The 19896-nt window shown below is 55.2% G+C and carries 19 protein-coding genes; 9 read left to right on the forward strand and 10 right to left on the reverse strand.

Going from position 1 to position 19896, the window contains the following annotated elements:
• Position 1 precedes the first annotated feature (1 nt).
• The 4 genes from V9K67_RS01085 to miaB form a co-directional block, all read right to left on the reverse strand.
• Complete coding sequence (locus V9K67_RS01085) at positions 2–886, reverse strand: DUF8458 domain-containing protein (protein ID WP_336719459.1); 885 nt, start codon at positions 884–886, stop codon at positions 2–4.
• 106 nt (positions 887–992) lie between these two features.
• Positions 993–1520, reverse strand: a complete 528-nt coding sequence (lptE, locus tag V9K67_RS01090) for an LPS assembly lipoprotein LptE (protein ID WP_336719461.1) — start codon at positions 1518–1520, stop codon at positions 993–995.
• Positions 1521–1558: 38 nt separating this feature from the next.
• On the reverse strand, positions 1559–2827 hold the full coding sequence (locus tag V9K67_RS01095; RefSeq protein WP_336719462.1) for a sigma-54 interaction domain-containing protein: 1269 nt from the start codon (positions 2825–2827) through the stop codon (positions 1559–1561).
• 44 nt (positions 2828–2871) lie between these two features.
• The gene (miaB, locus tag V9K67_RS01100; protein ID WP_336719463.1) at positions 2872–4290 is read right to left on the reverse strand and encodes a tRNA (N6-isopentenyl adenosine(37)-C2)-methylthiotransferase MiaB; all 1419 of its coding nucleotides are present in this window, start codon (positions 4288–4290) and stop codon (positions 2872–2874) included.
• 108 nt (positions 4291–4398) lie between these two features.
• Here miaB and V9K67_RS01105 point away from each other — a divergent pair, with 108 nt between their 5' ends.
• Positions 4399–6819, forward strand: coding sequence for an outer membrane beta-barrel protein (locus tag V9K67_RS01105; RefSeq protein WP_336719464.1), 2421 nt, complete (start codon positions 4399–4401; stop codon positions 6817–6819).
• A 62-nt stretch (positions 6820–6881) separates the two neighbouring features.
• On the opposite strand, the gene V9K67_RS01110 is transcribed toward V9K67_RS01105, so the two are convergent.
• Both V9K67_RS01110 and V9K67_RS01115 read right to left on the reverse strand, forming a co-directional pair.
• Positions 6882–7394, reverse strand: coding sequence for a hypothetical protein (locus V9K67_RS01110; RefSeq protein WP_336719465.1), 513 nt, complete (start codon positions 7392–7394; stop codon positions 6882–6884).
• A gap of 121 nt (positions 7395–7515) precedes the next feature.
• A complete protein-coding gene (locus V9K67_RS01115; protein ID WP_336719466.1) occupies positions 7516–8301 on the reverse strand; it encodes a (Fe-S)-binding protein in 786 nt (261 codons plus the stop codon).
• 215 nt (positions 8302–8516) lie between these two features.
• Here V9K67_RS01115 and V9K67_RS01120 point away from each other — a divergent pair, with 215 nt between their 5' ends.
• From V9K67_RS01120 to V9K67_RS01135, 4 genes are all read left to right on the forward strand, one after another.
• On the forward strand, positions 8517–9572 hold the full coding sequence (locus tag V9K67_RS01120) for an ATP-grasp domain-containing protein (RefSeq protein WP_336719468.1): 1056 nt from the start codon (positions 8517–8519) through the stop codon (positions 9570–9572).
• Between the two features lie 123 nt (positions 9573–9695).
• Positions 9696–10412, forward strand: a complete 717-nt coding sequence (locus V9K67_RS01125) for a LysE family translocator (protein WP_336719470.1) — start codon at positions 9696–9698, stop codon at positions 10410–10412.
• A gap of 9 nt (positions 10413–10421) precedes the next feature.
• Positions 10422–10916, forward strand: coding sequence for a DinB family protein (locus V9K67_RS01130; protein ID WP_336719471.1), 495 nt, complete (start codon positions 10422–10424; stop codon positions 10914–10916).
• Between the two features lie 161 nt (positions 10917–11077).
• Positions 11078–11869 carry a mechanosensitive ion channel family protein gene (locus V9K67_RS01135; protein ID WP_336719473.1) on the forward strand — a complete coding sequence of 264 codons (792 nt, stop codon included), beginning with the start codon at positions 11078–11080 and terminating at the stop codon, positions 11867–11869.
• Between the two features lie 100 nt (positions 11870–11969).
• Here the strand turns inward: V9K67_RS01135 and V9K67_RS01140 are convergent, their stop codons facing one another.
• From V9K67_RS01140 to V9K67_RS01150, 3 genes are all read right to left on the reverse strand, one after another.
• Complete coding sequence (locus V9K67_RS01140; protein WP_336719474.1) at positions 11970–12512, reverse strand: hypothetical protein; 543 nt, start codon at positions 12510–12512, stop codon at positions 11970–11972.
• Between the two features lie 76 nt (positions 12513–12588).
• Complete coding sequence (locus V9K67_RS01145; protein ID WP_336719476.1) at positions 12589–14121, reverse strand: NAD(P)H-hydrate dehydratase; 1533 nt, start codon at positions 14119–14121, stop codon at positions 12589–12591.
• A gap of 160 nt (positions 14122–14281) precedes the next feature.
• Complete coding sequence (locus V9K67_RS01150) at positions 14282–15433, reverse strand: serine hydrolase domain-containing protein (protein ID WP_336719478.1); 1152 nt, start codon at positions 15431–15433, stop codon at positions 14282–14284.
• A 144-nt stretch (positions 15434–15577) separates the two neighbouring features.
• Between V9K67_RS01150 and serA the strand changes: the two genes are divergently transcribed.
• From serA to V9K67_RS01165, 3 genes are all read left to right on the forward strand, one after another.
• The gene (gene serA, locus V9K67_RS01155; RefSeq protein WP_336719479.1) at positions 15578–16813 is read left to right on the forward strand and encodes a phosphoglycerate dehydrogenase; all 1236 of its coding nucleotides are present in this window, start codon (positions 15578–15580) and stop codon (positions 16811–16813) included.
• Between the two features lie 130 nt (positions 16814–16943).
• Positions 16944–17303 carry a hypothetical protein gene (locus V9K67_RS01160; RefSeq protein WP_336719480.1) on the forward strand — a complete coding sequence of 120 codons (360 nt, stop codon included), beginning with the start codon at positions 16944–16946 and terminating at the stop codon, positions 17301–17303.
• Positions 17304–17962: 659 nt separating this feature from the next.
• Positions 17963–18151, forward strand: a complete 189-nt coding sequence (locus V9K67_RS01165; protein WP_336719481.1) for a hypothetical protein — start codon at positions 17963–17965, stop codon at positions 18149–18151.
• Positions 18152–18270: 119 nt separating this feature from the next.
• On the opposite strand, the gene V9K67_RS01170 is transcribed toward V9K67_RS01165, so the two are convergent.
• Entirely contained in the window at positions 18271–18573 is a 303-nt protein-coding gene (locus V9K67_RS01170; RefSeq protein WP_336719482.1) for a hypothetical protein, read from the reverse strand.
• Positions 18574–18906: 333 nt separating this feature from the next.
• On the opposite strand from V9K67_RS01170, the gene V9K67_RS01175 reads away from it, so the two are divergent.
• Positions 18907–19860, forward strand: coding sequence for a hypothetical protein (locus tag V9K67_RS01175; RefSeq protein ID WP_336719483.1), 954 nt, complete (start codon positions 18907–18909; stop codon positions 19858–19860).
• The last annotated feature ends 36 nt before the right edge of the window (positions 19861–19896 follow it).

Consider the following 19896-nt stretch of genomic DNA (forward strand, 5'->3'; position numbering starts at 1 on the left):
ATCAATGGGCTTTCTTTAAGTTTTCGACTTTGGCTGCAAAATAAGCCTTTTTGGAGGGATTGAGCAAACTTAATTTGGTATATATTTCCATGGCTTTTTCGCGGTTTCCCTGCTTGGCCCACACTTCGGCCATGGCTTCGGTAAGGATGGCGCTGGCCTCTACGGAGTGGGCCGCCAGGCTTTCCACCTTGCGCTCCGAGGCACGGTCCATTCCCTGGCCCTGTTGTTCCGCCGGCAGGCGCTTCATGGTCTTCAGCCATTCGGTAAAGCTTTTCAGCTGCCGGCCCACGGTATCTTTCGGCGCCTGGGTTTCCTCCTGCGACAGCTTGATGCCCTGGGAAGCGAAATAATCCACGGTATGAAAGGGCTCAAACGTGAGCAGGTTATCGTCGTTGGCAGCCGACGGCACGGCCGGTTGCTGGGGCGCAGCAGCAGGAGCAGGAACCTGGATGTCCAGGGCGGGCAGGGCTTCTTCCTCCAGTTCCTCTGTGTCTTCCTCTTCTTCTACCGGCAGGTCGGCTTCGGGCGCTTCCATGTCTAGTTTAAAGCGGAACGGCTTTTCCTGCGGAACGACGGTTTCCGCCACCGGGGGCACGGGCATTGCTGCCACCGGCTCCGGGGCTTCTTCCACTACAAAGGAAGTAGCATATTTTTCTTCGTTCAGCAACAGGTCGAACAGAAGGGCATCGGGATAAAACAGAGCGGCTCTCTGTACGGGGCCGCTTCCATCGGGGACGGCCAGTTCTTTTGATTTCTTCGCCAGCAGCAACTGGGCCGGAGCAAAGTAGGGATAATGGGTAGCCAGGTTCCGGATCTCCTCCAGGGAACAGGCAGCCATCTTCTTTTGAAACAACTCCAGGGCCAGTAAATCAAATCGCTCAGACATGGGGGCAAGATAGGGAGAAAGTTTACAAGTTTACGGGTTTACAAGTTTACGAGTTCCTGACGGGCGCAAGCAACTCGTAAACTTGTAAACCCGTAAACTCGTAAACTTACCAGTTGGAAAACACTCTATTAAAAATATCGTCCGTCAACCCGCGGACCATCTCATCGAGCAGGGAGGCTTCGGCCGCCTGCAGGGAGGAGTTGGCGGAGAATTCAAAGCTGCGGCTCACGTCGTATTCGTCCGTCTTGTCGGCCAGGCGGTTGGTGACCACGATGTGCACGGCCACGGTCAGGCGGTTGGTTTGCGTCACCTTGTCGGAGATGCCCGAGGTGCTGACCGCGTAGTCGGAAACATAGCCGCTGATCTCGTAGTGGGCATTGTCGCTGTTGGTCCGCGTCAACTTCGTTTGGTTGTTGATCTTTTGTTTGATCCGCTCTGTCAGGTTGGGACTGAGCTGCGGGTTGATGTAGCGGGCTTTGTTGTCGATAAAATTGATGCGGATGGTTTTGATGCTGTCCGGGATCGACACGTCGGCAAAGCTGTAGACGCCGCAACCCGTGGAAAAGCCGGCGGTTGCCAGGAGGAAGAGGGCCAGCAGGAGGGCGGAAACAGGTATATAAAAGCGTTTGAACATGGTCTGGGATTGGGAAAGGTTTAGGATGGTTGCAGGGGCTATTCGTCGATGTTGTACTCCTTTAGTTTGCGGTAGAGGGTCCGTTCGCTGATGCCCAGGTCCATGGAGGCGTCCTTGCGTTTGCCCTTATGTTTTTTGAGGGCTTTGATGATCAGCTCGCGTTCCTTTTCCATGATGTTGAGGCTTTCCTCCACCTCCACGTGCTCATGGATGTCTTCCGGCTGTACCAGCACCGGCTGCACGGGCATAGGCTGCTGGGGGATAGCGGGGTGCGGGTGCACCAGGAAAGGAGCGGGGCCGTCCTGGTGGGCATGGAGGTCCTTGAGGTCCTGGGTGGTGAAGGCCGGCGTCTGCTGCAGGTTGGAGGGGTTCTGCACCACTTCAAAGAACAGGCGCTTCAGCTCGGTGACATCCTTTTTCATGTCGAAGAACAGCTTGTAGAGGATCTCCCGTTCGTTGGCGAACTCGTGGGGGGCAGCCTGCTCGTGTCCCTGCACCAGCACCGGCAGGCGGTTGACATTGTTGTGCTGGGGCAGGAAGCGATCGAGCTCCCGGGCGTTGATCTGTTTTTCCGTGGCCAGCACCGACATCTGTTCGGCCAGGTTCTTCAGCTCCCGTACGTTGCCGGGGAAGGGATAATTCATCAGTTTCGCCCGGGCCTCGTCGTCGAGCTGCACGGGGGCGGTACGGTATTTTTCGGCAAAGTCCACGGCAAACTTGCGGAATAAGAGCGGGATGTCTTCCTTGCGCTCCTTCATGGCCGGAACCCGGATGGGCACGGTGCTCAGGCGGTAGTACAGGTCCTCGCGGAACTTGGCGCCCTGTACCTGCTGGAGCAGGTCGCGGTTGGTAGCGGCGATCACCCGTACGTCGGTCTTTTGTACCTTGGAAGAGCCCACGCGGATGAATTCGCCGGTTTCCAGCACCCTGAGCAGGCGGGCCTGGGTGCCCAGGGGCATTTCGCCGATCTCGTCAAGAAAGATGGTGCCGCCGTTGACGGACTCAAAATAACCTTTGCGGCTGTCCACCGCGCCGGTGAACGAGCCTTTTTCGTGACCGAACAATTCCGAATCGATCGTGCCTTCGGGGATGGCGCCGCAGTTAACGGCGATAAAGGGGTTGTGTTTGCGTGCCGAAAGCGAATGGATCACGTGTGAAAAAGCTTCCTTTCCCACCCCGCTTTCCCCGACGATGAGTACCGTCAGGTCGGTATTGGCCACCTGGGCCGCTACCTGCAGGGCAAAATTCAGCGCCGGTGAGTTGCCAATAATGCCAAACCTGTTTTTTATGCTTTGTATGTCAGTCATTGCTTTTTCCAATTTGTCGATTACTCTTCCCTTTATGTTACATTTCAGGCAATCTCGCCCAGCAGGGTGGCCTGGGTGCAGTCGTTGACGGTCACTACCGTGTAGTCGCCGGGCTTCAGGTCGTAGCTGCCTTTGGGGAAGACGATCACCTTGTTCTGGCTGTTCCGTCCCATCCAGTGGGCGTCGCTGCGCTTGGAGGTGCTTTCGATCAGCACTTTGAAGGTTTTGCCCAGGTCGGCGGCATTGCTTTGCTGCGACAGGCGGTTCTGCAACTCGATGATCTCCTGCAGGCGACGCTTTTTCACCTCTTCGGGAATGTCGTCGGCATAACGGCGCTGCGCCAGGGTGCCGGGACGCTCGCTGTAGAAGAACATATAGCTCATGTCGTAGCGGGCATAGTCCATCAGGGACAAGGTGTCCTGGTGGTCTTCTTCGGTTTCGGTGCAGAAGCCGGCGATGATATCGGAGCTGATGCCGCAGTCGGGCATGATCTCGCGGATGCGGTCTACTTTGGCCATGTACCATTCGCGGGTATAGCTGCGGTTCATCAGCTGCAGCACGCGGGTGGAACCGCTCTGCAGCGGAAGGTGGATGTATTTACAGATGTTTTCGTACTTGGCCATGGTGTGCAGCACGTCGTCGGTAATGTCCTTGGGGTGGGAGGTGGAAAAGCGCACCCGGAGGTCGGGCGACAGCAGCGCTACCATTTCCAGCAGCTGGGCAAAGGTAACGGGGGTGTTGCTGCCGTTTTCGGGCGTCCAGTAGTAGCTGTCCACGTTCTGGCCCAGGAGGGTTACTTCTTTATAGCCGTTGTTCAGCAGATCGCGGCATTCGTTGACAATGCTGTGGGCGTCGCGGCTGCGTTCGCGGCCGCGGGTGAAGGGCACCACGCAGAAAGAACACATGTTGTTGCAGCCCCGCATGATGCTGACAAAGGCGGAGATGCCGTTGCTGTTCAGGCGTACGGGGGAAATATCGGCATAGGTTTCTTCACGGCTCAGCAGCACATTCACCGCTTTCTGGCCGCCGCCGGCTTCGGAGATGAGCTGGGGCAGGGAGCGGTAGGCATCGGGGCCCACCACAATGTCCACCAGCTTTTCTTCTTCCAGGAATTTAGCCTTCAGGCGCTCGGCCATGCAGCCCAGCACGCCGATCAGCAGGCTGGGGCGGCTTTGCTTCAGCTTGCGGAACTCGGTCAGGCGCTTGCGCACGGTTTGCTCGGCCTTTTCGCGGATCGAGCAGGTATTTAATAAAATAAGGTCGGCGGTCTCGAAGTTGCGGGTAGCACCGAAACCTTCGCCGTTGAGGATGGAGGCCACGATCTCGCTATCGCTGAAATTCATCTGGCAGCCATAGCTTTCTATATAAAACTGGCGCCCGTACTGGTTGGGATCTCCCGAAAAAGGAGCAAATGCTTCACCCTGGCGGGCCTCGTCATGCACTTTGGTAGCTACTTCTAACATAATCCGAAAAAATTGGGGCCAAAGATAACCATATTCCGTCCCCACCGTGACAGGTTGGCAGATTTTAAGAAGGATTTTTAGTGCCTCTTCTTTTTATCTTTACTGCCGATGAGATTGTTTGCCCTGACCCTGTGCCTGTTCCTTTCTGTTTATGCCGCCGCCCAGGTGGAAGGAGCGGGCCTGTTGTCCGGCAGCCTCCAGGATGAAGGAAAGAAACCCCTGGCCGGCGCCACCGTACAACTGTTCTCCCTGGCCGATTCCGCCGTTTCCCGCCATACCCTTACCGCCACGGACGGCAGCTTTTCCCTGAGCGGCATCCCCTTCGGCTACTACCGCCTGCAGCTGTCCTTTGCCGGTTTCAGCCCGCTGACCCTCGACAGCATTTTTTTCCGGGCGGAGCGCTTCGATTTCAACCTCGAAGGACTGACGCTTCCACCCCAGGGCAGCCTCGGCGAAGTAATCGTGTATGCCGAAAAGCCGCTGGTGGAAAGCAAGGACGGCAACATCACCTTCAATGCCGGCCAGTCCGCGCTGAGCGCCACCAGCAGCGCCAGCGACCTGCTGACTACCGTACCGCTGGTATCCAAGGACGCCGACGGCAAGCTGGTAGTGCGGGGTCGCGAGCCCAAAATCCTCATCGACGACAAGCCGGTGGAGCTGAATGCCCAGCAGCTGCAGGACCTGCTGGAGTCGATGCCGGGCTCTTCCATCGAAAAGATCGAAGTGCTTACCAACCCGCCCGCCCGCTATGCCAACGAGCCCGGCGGGGTGATCAATATCGTGACCAAGAAGGGAAAGGTCGGCCGCTCGGGCCGGGTGACCGTCTACGGCGGCAGCCGGGGCGAGCTGGCCGCCAACGGCAGCTACCTCTACCGTAAAAACACTCTTTCCTTTACCCTTACGGCGGGCGCCACCAACAGCCGCTATGCAGGAGCAGGCCACTCGGACCGCAAAAACCTGTACAAGGATTCGGTCAATCATTTTTTTACCGAAAGCAGCTACCGAAACCTGACCCTTCGGCCGAACCTCCGCGCTAACCTGGATTACGATATCAACAAGTACCATTCGCTGAACGGGGTGCTGCAGTATAACCAGAACAATTACGACAACCGCAGCGAGGTGGAGAACCGCAACCAGAACCGCCACGACCAGGTATACAAGCTGGTGCAGCGCGACAACGGCAGCCGGGGCGATGGGTACAGTCCCAACATCAGCCTGAACTATACCTTCCGCAGCAGGAAGCCCGGAACGGTGGCGCGGCTGTTTACCAACGCCAACTTTTCTTCCACGGGAAGTGGCCGCAACTTTTACGAGCAGCTCCTCCATCCCGTAGCCCGCAGCCTCGTATCCGACTCCATCCTGCAACAGGATAATGCCAACCGCAGCACGGGCTACCACCTTCGGGGCAGCCTGGACCAGGAACTGCCCAACAAGAAAACCTCCCTTTCCCTGGGCGGCTACCTGACCGGCACCCACGAACGGGTGACGGCCACCACCGCCTACAAGCGGAAGGGGGCTTCCGAACTGGTGGGCATCGATTCGCTGGACCGCGATTTCCGTTTCCAACAACACCTGGCCAACCTCCGGGCATCGGTGCGGCAGCAGCTGGGCGCGGGCTTCAGCCTTTCGGCCGGCACCTCCGCCGAAGCCACCGGCATTGCCTTCGATTTCCGCCAGGCGGTTGGCGATACGGCCAACCGCTACTGGAGCTGGCTGCCGTTCTTCAACCTGGCAAAGAACTGGAAGTCGGGCTACAGCCTCACCGCCACCTACCGCCGCAGCATCCGGCGGCCGGGCATTTACGAGCTCAATCCCACCAAGGATTACTTCGACCCCTACAATACCCGTTTCGGCAACCCCGACCTGGAAGCCTCCCTGGCCCACAACTTCGACCTGATGGCGGGCAAAACCCAAAACAGCTTCTTTGCCAATGCCGGCCTGGGCTATAACCGGGTGGAAAACATTTTCAGCCAGATCCGCACCCGGGTGTCGGACAGCAGAACGGAGATCACCTGGCAAAACATCAGCAGCCGGCAGGAATACGAGGCCAGCGCCTGGGGCGGCTACACCATCAACCGCAAGGTGCGGCTGAACGGCAGCGCCTCCTATACCTACAACCGCTACAGCGACTTCGACAAGGTAAACCGCAAATACCGCGACGGCGGCTCCCTGACCTCCAACCTGAACGGGAATTATTCGCTGAAAGACCGCTATACTTTTTCGGGTAATGTCACCCTCAACCGGTTTGCCAACCCGCAGGGGACGGTCCGCAGCACCCTCAGCTCTAACATCGGCCTGCAGGCCCGGGTGCTGAAAAAGAAAATGACGGTGGGGCTGAACCTGATCGACCTGTTCTCCCAGCAGCAGAACCGCTCATTCACCTACGGCACCAACTACGAGCTGGAAAGCTTCAGCACGGCCAACAGCCGCAACATCCGCCTCAGCCTCAGCTACAACCTGACCAAGGCCCCCGCCAAAAAGCCCCAGGGGAAGGTGATCAATAAACAGCAGTTGCTGAAGAAGTTCTAAAATGAGGAACTGGAAAGGCCCGGCGGGTGCCGGGCCTTTCCAAAAATTTTGCGGGTAAAAAATTACGGGGCGACTGCTTTGATCTTCGAAGCCAGCCAGGAGTCTTTTACCGGTACGATCCATTTGGTTTCCAGGTCGGCCTTGGTGGCGACCAGGTTGTTGAAGTACAGGGTGTCGGGGCCGATAAAACCGTTCTGGAGGGCATAGTTCAACTGGCCCATCGGCAGCAGCTGGATCTTGTCCTTTACGGCAAAGGCCAGGTTGGCCCGGTCAAAGAAGTTCACCCGGAATCGGTGCTCCAGGTCTTTAATAAAGCGAACCGAGCTGTCGGTGCTGCAACCGCTGACCTTGGTTTTCGTTTCATCGGCCATCAGCACGATAAACTGGCCGAAGAACAGGTTGCCGAAGGCGGCTACCTCGTCGCCATGGGCGCGCCACTGGCCGCAGAACTGGTCGAGGAGGTTCTCGATCTCGAGGGCCTCCGACAGGGTGAACAGGCGGCTGCTCTGGTAGATCCATACGCGGCTCTGAGGGGAAAAATTATCGGGAAGTAATTCTTTGTATTCTAAATTCATGAGGCAAAATTAAGGAATAGCCTTGTTGCCAAGGAGTTAATTGGTACATGGGTTCATTGGTTCATTGGGGTAATGGGATGGGACCGGCTCTAAAACCGCTTCCTGGTTCCCAAGGAACCCATTAACCGATATCCTGCAGCGAAGCTGCCACTAGTTCGGCCACGTCCTGCACCTGGACAGCTTCTTCCTGATCGGCATTCTTGATGCCGTCGGTCAGCATGGTATTGCAAAAGGGGCAGGCCACGGCCACGATGCCGGCGCCGGTGCTGATGGCTTCGGCGGCCCTTTCCCAGTTGACCCGGGTGTTGCCCGGCTCGTCTTCCTTGAACATCTGGGCGCCGCCGGCCCCGCAGCAAAAGCCGTTCTTGCCGCAACGCTTCATTTCCACCAGCTCGGCGTCCAGGGCTTCCAGCACCTGCCGGGGCGCCTGGTAGATGCCGTTGCCACGGCCCAGGTAGCAGCTGTCGTGGTAGGTAATGCGTTTGCCCTTAAAGCTGCCGCCTTCCTTCAGCCGGACCTTTCCCTCGTCAATCAATTGCTGCAGGAAGGCCGTGTGGTGCAGCACTTCGTAGGTGCCGCCGAGCTCAGGGTATTCGTTTTTAAAGATGTTGAAGCAGTGAGGGCAGGTGGTCACGATCTTTTGGACCCCGTAATTATTAAGGACCTGGATGTTTTGCTGGGCCATCATCTGGAACAGGAATTCGTTGCCGGCGCGGCGGGCGGGGTCGCCGGTACACATTTCCTCCTTTCCCAGGATGGCGAAACGGACGCCTGTATGGTTCAAAATGCGGGCAAAGGCACGGGTGACCTTCTGGGCCCGCTGGTCGAAGCTGCCGGCACAACCTACCCAGAACAATACTTCCGGGGTTTCGCCGGCCGCAAAAAAATCAGCCATTGTTCGGATCATCCTTTTCTGTTTTCTCAAATGTAATGAAGCCTCCGGCAACGGGCAACAGTAAATAAGGAATTGGTTCATTGGGTAATTGGGTAATTGGGTATTGGGAGGGGAGCAGCTTTATCCGGGTGCAGTAAAGTTCCGGCCGAATTCCTTATACCCAAGGAACCAATTCCCAATTAACCCGTTGCTTATTGCTTATTGCCTATTATTTTTGGCGCCGATTTATGAAATGGAAACGATTTTGGGAGAAGCTGGGCAACTGGGAACTGTGGCCCTTTGAATTGCGCTATTTTGCCATCACGCCTGTCTGGGCCTGGTATTGCCTGCGTTCGGGTTCGGTCTGGTTTTTCAGTTCCTCCAATCCCACGCTGACCTTCGGTGGCTTTGAGGGCGAGGACAAGCGCGAAATGTACGACCTGCTGCCCGAAAGCTCGTATCCCAAAACCGTGTACATCAAACCCGGCGCTCCCTGGGAAGAGGTGCGGCAGGCCGTGGTGGCCCATGGGTTCACCTTTCCGTTCTGCGTCAAGCCCGACGTGGGCATGAAGGGCCTGCTGTTCCGGAAAGTGGACAAATGGGAACAGCTGGAAAAATACCACCGCGAGCTGCCGGTGGACTACCTCGTCCAGGACCTGGTGGACTATCCGGTGGAAGCCAGCGTTTTTTATTACCGCTTTCCCGGCCAGGAAAAGGGCGTCATTACCGGTTTTATCCGCAAGGAACTCATGGAGGTGACCGGCGACGGCCGCAAATCGGTCTGGGAACTTATCCTCGAGCATGAGAAGGCGAAGCACCGACTGGAGGAGATGCGCATCAAGCACGAAGATTACCTCGACACGGTGCTGCCCCAGGGCCAGTCGTATTACCTGACCTATGCCGCCAACCTGAACAGGGGCGCCCGGTTCGTTAACCTGCACCACCTGATTGACGACCAGTTGTTGTCGGTATTCGACCCCATCAGCCACCGGGCACAATTTTATTACGGCCGTTATGATCTGAAATGCACGTCCATCGACGACCTGAAGCAGGGAAAGAACTTCATTATCCTGGAGTTCAACGGCAGCGGGGCCGAGCCCAACCACGTGTACAACAGCGGCATGTCGCTGCTGGAGGCGTACCGGGAGATCCTGATGCACTGGAAGGTCCTGTACCGCATTTCACGGATCAACCACAAAAAAGGCATCCGCTACTGGCCGCTCCGCAAAGGACTGAAGTTTCTTCGCGACGCAAAGAAGCACCTGGCGGTGCTGGAAGAATTGGATAACCGCGTGGTATTCTGATAAGTAAAAGGCACCTTAACTACTTAACAAAAAACCGGAACCAAGAAATCCCGCCTTACGGAAATCCGAACCCGTAAACAACCCGTAAACTCCTAACTCAGGAACTCAGGAACTAACAGAATCATGTCAAAATTCATCCGGATATTTTTCACGGGAATGGTCATTTCCTTTCTGGGGTCGCTGCCGTTGGGAACCCTGAACGTGGCCGTGATGCAGATTTCCATCAGCGATGGGGTGGTGCCGGCCTTTAAGTTTGCCATCGGCGCCCTGCTGGTGGAGCTGGTGTATGTGCGGCTGTCGCTGGTAGCTATGGACTGGGTGCGCAAGCAGGAACGGCTGATCCGGATCCTGGAATGGGCGACGCTGGCCATCATCGTGGCCCTGGCGGCTTCGAGCTTTTATGCCGCCGCCCATCCCACGGTCAACAAGAACGTGATCCTGAGCAGCACGCTCAACCGGTTCGTGCTGGGGGTGCTCATGAGCGCCATCAACCCCGTGCAGATCCCTTTCTGGTTCGGGTGGAGCACGGTGCTGTTCACCAAGAAGATCCTGCTGCCGAAGGCCAGCCATTACAATACCTATATCAGCGGGATCGGCCTGGGCACTTTCATTGCCAGCTGCGTGTTTGTGTATGGCGGGCAGTTCATTGCCGGTCTTTTAAATCAGAATGGTAATATCCTGAACTGGATCATCGGCTCTATTTTTGCGCTCACCGCCCTCATCCAGGTCATTAAGATGAGCCGGAAAAAGGACCCGGCCCACCAGCTGGAGCATCCCGAGGAAGTGACCCATGGCATGGAAGAGCGCTTTATTTCCAAGGACGAGCACAACAATCCATAATCAATTCATATGCGTTTAAATCAACCGCTATTAAACGAGCTGAGACACGAAGCCGACAGCACCCGCAAGATGCTGGAACGGGTACCCGCTGACAAATTTGGCTGGAAGCCCCACGAAAAGTCGATGAGCCTGGCGTCCCTTTCCAGCCACGTGGCCGAACTGTTCAGCTGGCTGACGATGACCCTGACCACCGATGAACTGGACTTCGCCACCAACAAGTATCAACCCTTTGTGCCCCAGAGCACACAGCAACTGCTGGATTTTTTCGAGGACAATTTGAAAAAAGGAACCGAAACCCTGGCCGCCACTTCCGACGAAGACATGATGAAGCACTGGAAGTTGCGCCACGGTGACCACATCATCCTCGACCTGCCCCGCATGGCGGTGCTGCGTTCCTTTGTGTTCAACCACCTGGTACACCACCGCGGGCAACTCTCGGTTTACCTGCGCCTGCTCGACGTGCCCGTTCCGGGAATGTACGGTCCGAGTGCGGATGAGCGCTAAATAAGTTTACGCGTTTACAAGTTTACGGGTTTACGAGTTGTTTGCCGGTTCTGGGGTTGGCATTAGTTGGCATGGAATTGTTGAGTATTCCACCAAAAATGACACCTTGAATTACGGGCCTACTCGTAAACTTGTAAACCCGTAAACGCGTAAACTTTTCAATGATGCAAAAACTCGCTACATTTTACGACAAGCTCTATGCCTGGATATTGGTTGTGGGACCCCGGTTGATCATCGCGATATTTGTGCTGTTTATAGGCTTATGGCTGATCCGCTTTATCCGCAAGGCGGTGAACCGGCACATGGACCACAAGGAGTTCGATCCCTCGCTGCGTCCTTTCCTTATCAGTTTATTTATTACCGGCCTGCAGATAATGCTGGTGCTGGCGCTGATGCAGATCCTGGGGTTGCAGATGACCATCTTCACGGCCCTGATCGGGGCGTTTGGCGTGGCTGCCGGCCTGGCTCTTTCGGGTACGCTGCAGAATTTTACCAGCGGGGTGCTTATCCTGCTGCTCAAGCCTTTCCGCGTGGGCGACAACATCATTGCCCAGGGGCAGGAAGGCACCGTTACGGAAATCCGCATATTCTACACCGTGGTACTTACCTACCAGAACACCACGGTCATCATTCCCAACAGCAAGCTGTCCAACGAAGTGATCGTGAACCTCAGTCGCGAAGGGCGCCGCCGGCTGGATGTGGAGCTGAAGTTTCCCTTTGCCGTTCCCTTCGAAGAGGTGCGGACCACGGTCGATAAAACCATCGGGCGCACCAAGTCGCTGCTCAACGATCCGCCGGTACGCCTGGGCGTTTCTTCCGTGGAGACCGATGGCTATAAGGTGATGATCAATGCCTGGGTGCCGGCCCACGGTTTTTTTGACGCCCGCCTGGCCTTCCAGGAAGCGTTGATCCAGGACCTCAAGGGCGCCGGCCTCAAGCTTCCCGGGATGTAGGAGCTTTTATTTTTCTATTGCTGAAAAAAGCCGGGGAGCCTGGCGACGCAAGGTCGCCGGGCTCCACGGCTTTTAAAGTTGTGTCGATAATGGCCGCTGGCTATTTTATCGGCAGCCTGAAGGATCCTTCGGTGATCAGGATGTTTTCGGTGGTGGTAGCCCCACTGGCATCTGCCTTATAAAAGGCGCCCTGGAAGGTGCCCTCCGCTACGGCGCTGTCGAGTTTGGTCAGGTTCAGGGTCAGGGGCAGGGCAGGGGTCGCTTCCTGTCCGGCATAATAAGAGGTAGACGTGTTTTCGAGGTAGATGCCCCCCAGCACGTAATCATCCGGGTTGCCATCTTCGGAGTAGGCGCCGGTAGCCGGGGCGGCTTTCAGGAAATTGAGGCTCAGGATGAGGCTTTCCGGGTTGGTAGCCGGGGTAGCGGCGGCAAAACCGGTAAGGACCAGGGTGGTGACATCCGGCGTCACCTGGAACTTAGCCTGGTTGTTAAAGTTGAGGTTTTTGGTCGTGCCATTCATTTTAAACCGTAAAAAATAGGTGGTGCTGCCGCCGGCCGTGCCGGTCTCCTCGCTTTTTTCCTTGAGGCAGCCGGTAAAAACTAAACTGAGCAATAACAGGAACAGGAACGATACATACTTCATAATGCCATCAGTTGATACGTGAATAGAAGGGGCAAAAGTTCTAATGAAACTATAAACGGTTGCAGAGGGAAATTTGTTATCCCGGCAATACGCCTTTTTGCCATTTCGCAAAAAGCAGGAACACTTTGGATAAAAAGGCCGAAATGTCGGAGGCCGTCATGGCTTCCTTGCTGAGCGCTTTGGCTGCCAGGTCGCCAGCGAGTCCGTGGACGTAAACGCCCAACAGGGCCGCCCATTCGGGTGCATAGCCCTGTGCCAGGAAAGCGGTAAGGATGCCGGTGAGCACGTCACCGCTGCCGCCTTTGGCCATGCCGGCATTGCCGGTGCTGTTGAAGAACAGGGCGCCGCCGGGCTGGGCAATGAGGGTGTGGTGGCCTTTCAGTACGATGATGACCCCGAGTTCGCGGGCCTTTTCCTGGGCCAGCGCCAGGCGTTCAAAGTCATTGGCGCAGGGACCGAACAGGCGCTCAAATTCTTTTGGGTGGGGCGTGAGGATCGAAAAGGGCGGCAAGTGGGACAGCAACTGGGGCTGCAGGGCCAGGCAGTTGAGCGCGTCGGCGTCCACCACCAGCGGCTGTCGGGCCGTCTGTACCAGTTGGGCCACCGCTTGTTGGGTAGCCTGGTCCGTTCCCATGCCCGGGCCCAGGCCGATGGCGGCGTATTTATGGGTATCGGGCGGGGCGCCTGTTATCCATTCATCGCCGGCATCCGTCAGGGTCATCACCTCGGGCAGGGCGGTTTGCATGATGGTGTAGCCACAGCGCGGCAGGTAGGCGGTCGTGAGGCCAGCGCCTGCATGCAGGCAGGCCTTGGCCGCCAGTACGGCGGCGCCGATCTTTCCATGGCTACCGCCTATAAGCAGGGCATGGCCGTATAGGCCCTTGTGGGCAAAACGCCCCCGCGGCCGGTAAATATTTTTGATCAGCTCTTCGTCGGTCAATTGAAAGCGGGCAAGTTCCTTTTGCAAAAAAGCCCCGTGCAGGCCGATGTCCAGCACCTGCACCTCGCCGATCCAGGGAGCGTTCTCCGCCACCAGCAGGGCCGGCTTGTAGGTTTGAAAAGTAAGGGTGAAGGCGGCCTTTACGATGGGGTGGCCCAAGGACGACTGGTCGATGAACAGCCCGCTGGGCACATCAATGGAAACCACCAGGCTGTGGCTTTGGTTAAGGTGCGCCACCAGGGCAGCCGCTACGTCCCGCAGGGGCTGGTTCAAGCCGCTGCCGAAAAGGGCATCGATGACCAGGCCGCCGGCAGGCATTTGGGGGAAATGCTCCGGCGCCTGGATATACCGGATGTTCACAGGCAGGCGGCGCAGGCGCTGGAGGTTGGCCTGAAAGTCGGGGCTGCCGTTGCGACCGGTTTCCAGGATGTAGACCTCGACCGGCGCGCCCTGCTGGTGCAGCATGCGGGCGATAGCCAGGCCGTCGCCGCCGTTGTTGCCTTTGCCGCAGAGAATGGTAGCCGGCAGGTTATCCAGCCCCTGTGCCGCCAGCCAGCTCACACACTGGCGGGCGGCCCGCTCCATCAGGTCGACGGAAGTCACCGGCTCGTGCTGTATCGTGTAGGCGTCCCAGGCCCTGATCTGTTCGGCGGTAAAAATGTTCGGCAAAGGAATTGGTTAAATGGTTAATTGGTTAATTGGGCTTTGTACGATACTTGCTTTTTTTGTGCCAGATGCAAATATCAGTAAGAGCATACAGTACATTTTATGGTGGGTAGCCTACCGGGGAGGAAGTCCCCAATACCCAATTAACAAATGAACCAATTCCTTATTCCACCGTATCCAAACCTCCATTCTCATCGTATTTGCCGAAAAGGTTATACATCCGGCGGGCGATGGTATAAATGGAGCTGTTGTATTTGTTGCCCAGGATAATAATGGTAGCTTTTTCGTCCGGCAGGCGTGCGAAGGCCGAGTTGAAGCCATGCCAGTGGCCGTTGTGGTAAATCACCTTTTTGCCGTTTTTCATGGTCAGCAGGCGCCATCCCAGGCCGTAATTGTGCATCGAGGGCTTTTCATTGCTGTACGGTTGAAAGGCCGAATCCATCAACGCTTTATTAATAATAGTATTGTAGTACAGGGCCTGGTCCCATTTCAGCAGGTCGCGGGCAGTGGAGGCGATATTCTTGTCGCCGTAGGGGCCGTCGGTATAATCAAAGGCCCACAGGCCGCCCGAGGCCTTGAAGGAAAGGGGGCGGCGGAGGCTGTCGGCCAGGGTCACTACGGACGTGTTTTCCATTTGCAGGGGCTCGAAAAAGTTCTCTTTGAGGTAGGCCGGGAACGATTCACCGCTCACCCTTTCCACGATCAACGCCAGCAGCACGAAGTTCGTATTGCAGTACTGAAAACCCCGGTCGGGGTTGGCGGACCGCGGCGGCTTCAGGGTCATCAGGGTCTGCAGCACGTCCTCGTTGGAAAGCATTTTCTTTTTGTCCCAGCCGCCCTTGTCCAGGTAGTACAGGTAGTTGGGCAGTCCGCTGCGGTGGTTCAGCAGCATTTTTACCGTCACACCGGGATAAGGAAAGCCCGGGAAAAAGGTGCCCAGGGTATCGTTTAGCGACAGCTCGCCCTCCTGTACCAGTTTAAGAATGGCGGCCGAGGTAAATGGCTTGCTGGTAGAGGCAATCTGGAGGGGGGTATAGGCATCCAGGGAGTCCTTGACGCGGAGGTCGCGGAAGCCCACGTATTTTTCATAGACGATGGTGCCGTTTTTGGCCACCAGGATGCTGCCGTTGAAATTGCCACGCAGCAGGCTGGCATTCAGGAAATTTTCCACGGCATTGTGGTATTTCCGGATCTCGCCGGAGTCCAGGGTCGGGCCGGCAACGGCCGGGAAGGCGCCGGCAGCGTCCATCTTGCTTTTGGGGGATTGACAGCTCCACAGGCACAGGACCAGGCACAACAAAAGAAACGTTCTCAAATTTTGATTTTTTGCAAATGTACGGGGGTGAAGAAATCAGAATACCATTAACGATATGCAAAAACAGGTCCAACTGAGCATTATCATCCCCCTCAAAACGGTTTGCTCTTGGCTATAAGGGGAATATTTCCAGATATTTGCAGCATGGAGACAGTAAAAACAAGCTACCCGAAAGAAAAAATTAAGGTGCTCTTATTGGAAAACATCAGCGAAAAGGCCGTTCAGAAGTTTAAACAGAGCGGTTATCCCAACGTGGAAAAGCTGACAAAAGCGCTCCCTGAGCAAGAGCTCATCGAGAAGATCAAAGACGTTCATATCATCGGCATCCGGTCCAAAACGCAGATTACCCAGCCGGTTCTGGAAGCGGCTGCAAAGCTCCAGGCAATCGGTTGCTTTTGCATTGGTACCAACCAGGTGAATTTGAAGGCCGCCACCGCCCAAGGTGTGGCTGTGTTCAATGCGCCTTATTCCAACACCCGTTCGGTGGCGGAGCTGGTGATGGCCGCCTCCATCCTGCTGATCCGCAAAATTTTAGATAAAAACAAGGCCGCCCATAGCGGGGCCTGGCAAAAGGACGCCAGCGGCAGCCACGAGCTGCGCGGCAAGACCCTGGGAATCATTGGTTACGGCAGCATCGGCGCCCAGGTGAGCGTGCTGGCCGAGGCCCTGGGGATGAAAGTGGTGTTCTACGACGTGGAAACCAAGCTGCCCATGGGCAACGCTACGGACATGAAGACGCTCCAAGCCCTGATGAGCGAGGCCGATGTCATCACCTTGCACGTGCCCGAAACAAAGTTCACCAAAAACCTGATCAATGCTGAAAACCTGGCGTATTGCAAAAAAGGAGCGATCCTGATCAACTACGCAAGGGGAGAAGTGGTAGACCTGGATGCCCTGGGAGCTGCGATTAAAGAAGGCCGGATCGGCGGTGCTGCTGTGGACGTGTTCCCGGTAGAACCCGAAAAGAACGGCGATAAGTTCGAGTCGCCCCTGCAAAACCTGCCCAACGTGCTGCTGACCCCCCACATCGGCGGTTCTACGGAGGAAGCACAGGAGAATATCGGTGACGACGTGAGCACCAAGCTCCTGAATTACCTGGAAAAAGGCATGTCTTTGGGATCGTTGACCGTTCCGGGCCTGTCGCTGCCGCCGCAGGAAGGCGCCCACCGCATTCTGCACGTACACCAGAACGTTCCGGGCGTGCTGTCGCAGATCAACGGCCAGCTGGCAGCGAACAATATCAACATCCTGGGCCAGTACCTGAAAACCAGTGACGAGATTGGCTACGTGGTCGTGGATGTAGACAAGGAACTGTCGGGTCAGGCTGCTGAAGTGCTGAAAGAGCTGCCCCATACCATCAAGGTTCGATTATTGTATTAATCCCTTATATGACTGGTGGGAGGGAAGCCATTCCCGGTTTCCCTTTCGCCAGTTGATCCCTGTCCGGAAAGCTTGGGCATTTTTGAATCCGCTGGCATAATTATTTGATCATCGATAAAAAATTAAGTACATGTGGAAGAAAATTCAGGCTGACGAGCAATCTGTACTGTTGAAGATCGGCACTATTGTGATTGAATACCCGGTAGCGGGCCGGCCGGTAGAAGCTATTGATTTTCATGATGTCAACAATTTGAATTCCTACCAGGTGGTGTTGGTCAATCCCATGACAGGAGAGATCGACCTGTCCATCCCGGTCCTGGAAACCTCGGACCAGGCGCTGGTGACGGAAGGGGTGCACGTCGGCGGTTTTGCCGACAATCCGCCCATACTGCATAAGTTTTTCGAGGATTTGAAAGAGGAAGGCATCTGGTGGATCGAGGAAAACGGTCAATCCCAGGCCGTACCGGAGTCCCCGGACAGCGGGCTGTAAGGAAATAATAAATTTGTAACGGGCTGCGGTTCAGTGGTAAAAGCACTGATTCGTAGCCCGTTATGGTTTTAAATTCAGATTACAGGAAATGGTCACTGATGAAATTCAAATTTTGTTTTCCTTTCCGGATTAAGGTAAATTGTTAGGGAAATTCGGCTTCAGATTATTAACTCCTTAAAGCTATGCTATATGTATTCTTTATTTAAACAACTGGGCTTCAAAGGCTTTTTAATAGCCGAAGTTCCTGCTCTGGTTGGCGCCTTAACGATCAGTGAAGTGTTTTATAAATTTGGAAGCTTTACCCTGGAATGTATATGTTTCCTAATTACCTGGTTCACCTTAAGTTTTATTATTCATAACCTGTTACCGCCGAAAAAAAGTTCCTAAAGAGTTCTTCTGACAATTAAAGATTAATTCGTTATCTATTCAATAAAAACATACTGGGACCTTGCTCCCGCTTAAATAGCCTTTTGCCTATAATTTATATTATGTTAAATAGGATCTACTCCTGAACCGATGCTTGGCTCCTGCCGGTTTCCATGCATCTTTCTATTGTCCATCCCTCCTCATTATAAAAATTCCCCGGTCGGTCTGGCCGCTTCGCCAGATTCTAGGGTATTTAAAAGATCAAAAAGGATTTATTTTTGCTTAAAGCAAGTATGTCAAAAGATCAAATCAAATATGAGATAAACCAGGTGCTGGAGCACATTCCGGACAAAGCACTGGATGAGCTTTTAGCTTATCTGAAAGAGCTGGAAGGGAAATACGGGCAATCAGGCGTAAATACAGCACATCTGGATAAGATATTCGGAGAAGATCAGGAACTGCTGAAAAAGTTGGCTCAATGATCAATTCTAACCAGGCTGAGCATATCCATTTCTTTTATGGAACCCTGGAATGGTGAATACTATACCTAACCCGTTAAACTTAATAAATGATCCTGCGTGATCTGAATGACAGCACCATATTACATACCCGACCGGATCCAAAGCGGCTTCATTTTTTGCAGTTGCAGCAGGTACGGTACCAGCACCAGCAATTCCAGGCGGAGGGTAAAGGTATTTCCTAAGGAAGGGATCAGCGGAAAGAGGAACATGACAGCAGTACAAAGGACGATGCCCGCCAGCGCATCCACCAGGCCAAACGTAATGGCCCAGTCCTTTCCGGTCCAGAGTCCCCAGGCAGTAACACCCTTAAAAAGGTATAACAGGCAAAGAAAGTACCCCCCGGCACGCATAGGGCCGTCATGGTGCAAGCCATACAGGGACAAGTCAAAGTTTGGCCGGAAATTGCTCTGTATCAATACCAGAAAAATCAGGGCGGCCAGTATAAAGAAGATCCAGATGAATATTTTCATCCATACAGGAAGCAAAGCCCTCCTGTTTCGATTGCGGGCATGCAGCAGCGGTTCTAATAGCAGGGGTTCCTGTTCCATATGGCTTTGGGAGAAGAGGCCCGGCGACAGCGCCGGGCAGTACTTCAAAGCAAGGGAAATATCCGGAAAAAACAAAATAATATGAGGTGATCCCAAGGTCCTTCCCTCCCCTTTCCTTTTCGTGTTTTTTCTTTTATTCGCGTAGATTAGGCCCATCAAAAACAGCTTATGAAAAGACTTTTGTTTTGCCTGTGCTTCTTGCTGCAGCTAAGCGTTCTGTGGGCGCAAAAGCGGGAAGAAGGCTTTGACTACTCTTTCAGTCCCACCACAACCGTACCCCGGTATTACGTGATCACGGAGAAAAAAGACGCCCACTGGCACCGCCAGGCTTATTACCTGCCCGAACGCAGTCTCGCCCTGGAGGGCACCTACCTCGATGAGGCCTGTACCCTGCCGCACGGAACCGTTAAACGCTACCACACCGACGGAGTCCTCAAATCCACCGGGGCCTATGTGAGCGGCAAAAAAGAAGGTTCCTGGCTGGAATATAACGACAAAGGCATGGTGGTGGATTCCGCCAATTTTGCGGGCGGCCGGCTCAAAGGCGTTCGCCTGCATTGGTACAATGACGGCATGCCGTCCGACTCCATGAACTTCGACGGGGCCGGCAAGGGTGTGGAAGTAAGCTGGTTCGAAAACGGCCGCCCTGCGACCGCCGGCTTCTGGGTCTCCGATACCCTGAGGGAGGGCCGCTGGAAATATTACCACCCCAACGGGCAGCTACTGGCTACGGAAGATTATGTTTCAGGCAAACGGGTGGACTGGAAATGCTTTGACAGCACCGGCCGGGCACTGGATACCGCTGCCTGCCCGGAGCAGGAAGCCGACTTTCGCGGCGGTATCTCCGCCTGGAGCCGATTTTTATCACGGAACCTGAAACCCGATGTTCCGATCCGGCACAAAGCTCCTGATGGCTTGTATACGGTGGTTTACCAGTTTATTGTGGATACGGACGGGGGCCTGAAGAACCTCCAGCCCCTGACAAAATTCGGATATGGTATGGAAGAGGAAGTTGAGCGCATCCTGAAAATGTCGCCCCGCTGGATACCCGCACAGCAATTCGGCCGCGCGGTCAAGGCCTACCGGAAACAACCGATCACTTTTGCTGTAGATACCCGCTAACTGTATCATAGGAATTGGTTCATTGGTTCATTGGGA

Source organism: Huijunlia imazamoxiresistens (assembly GCF_037132455.1).
In the GTDB taxonomy this organism is placed as follows: Bacteria; Bacteroidota; Bacteroidia; order Chitinophagales; family Chitinophagaceae; genus Flavisolibacter; species Flavisolibacter imazamoxiresistens.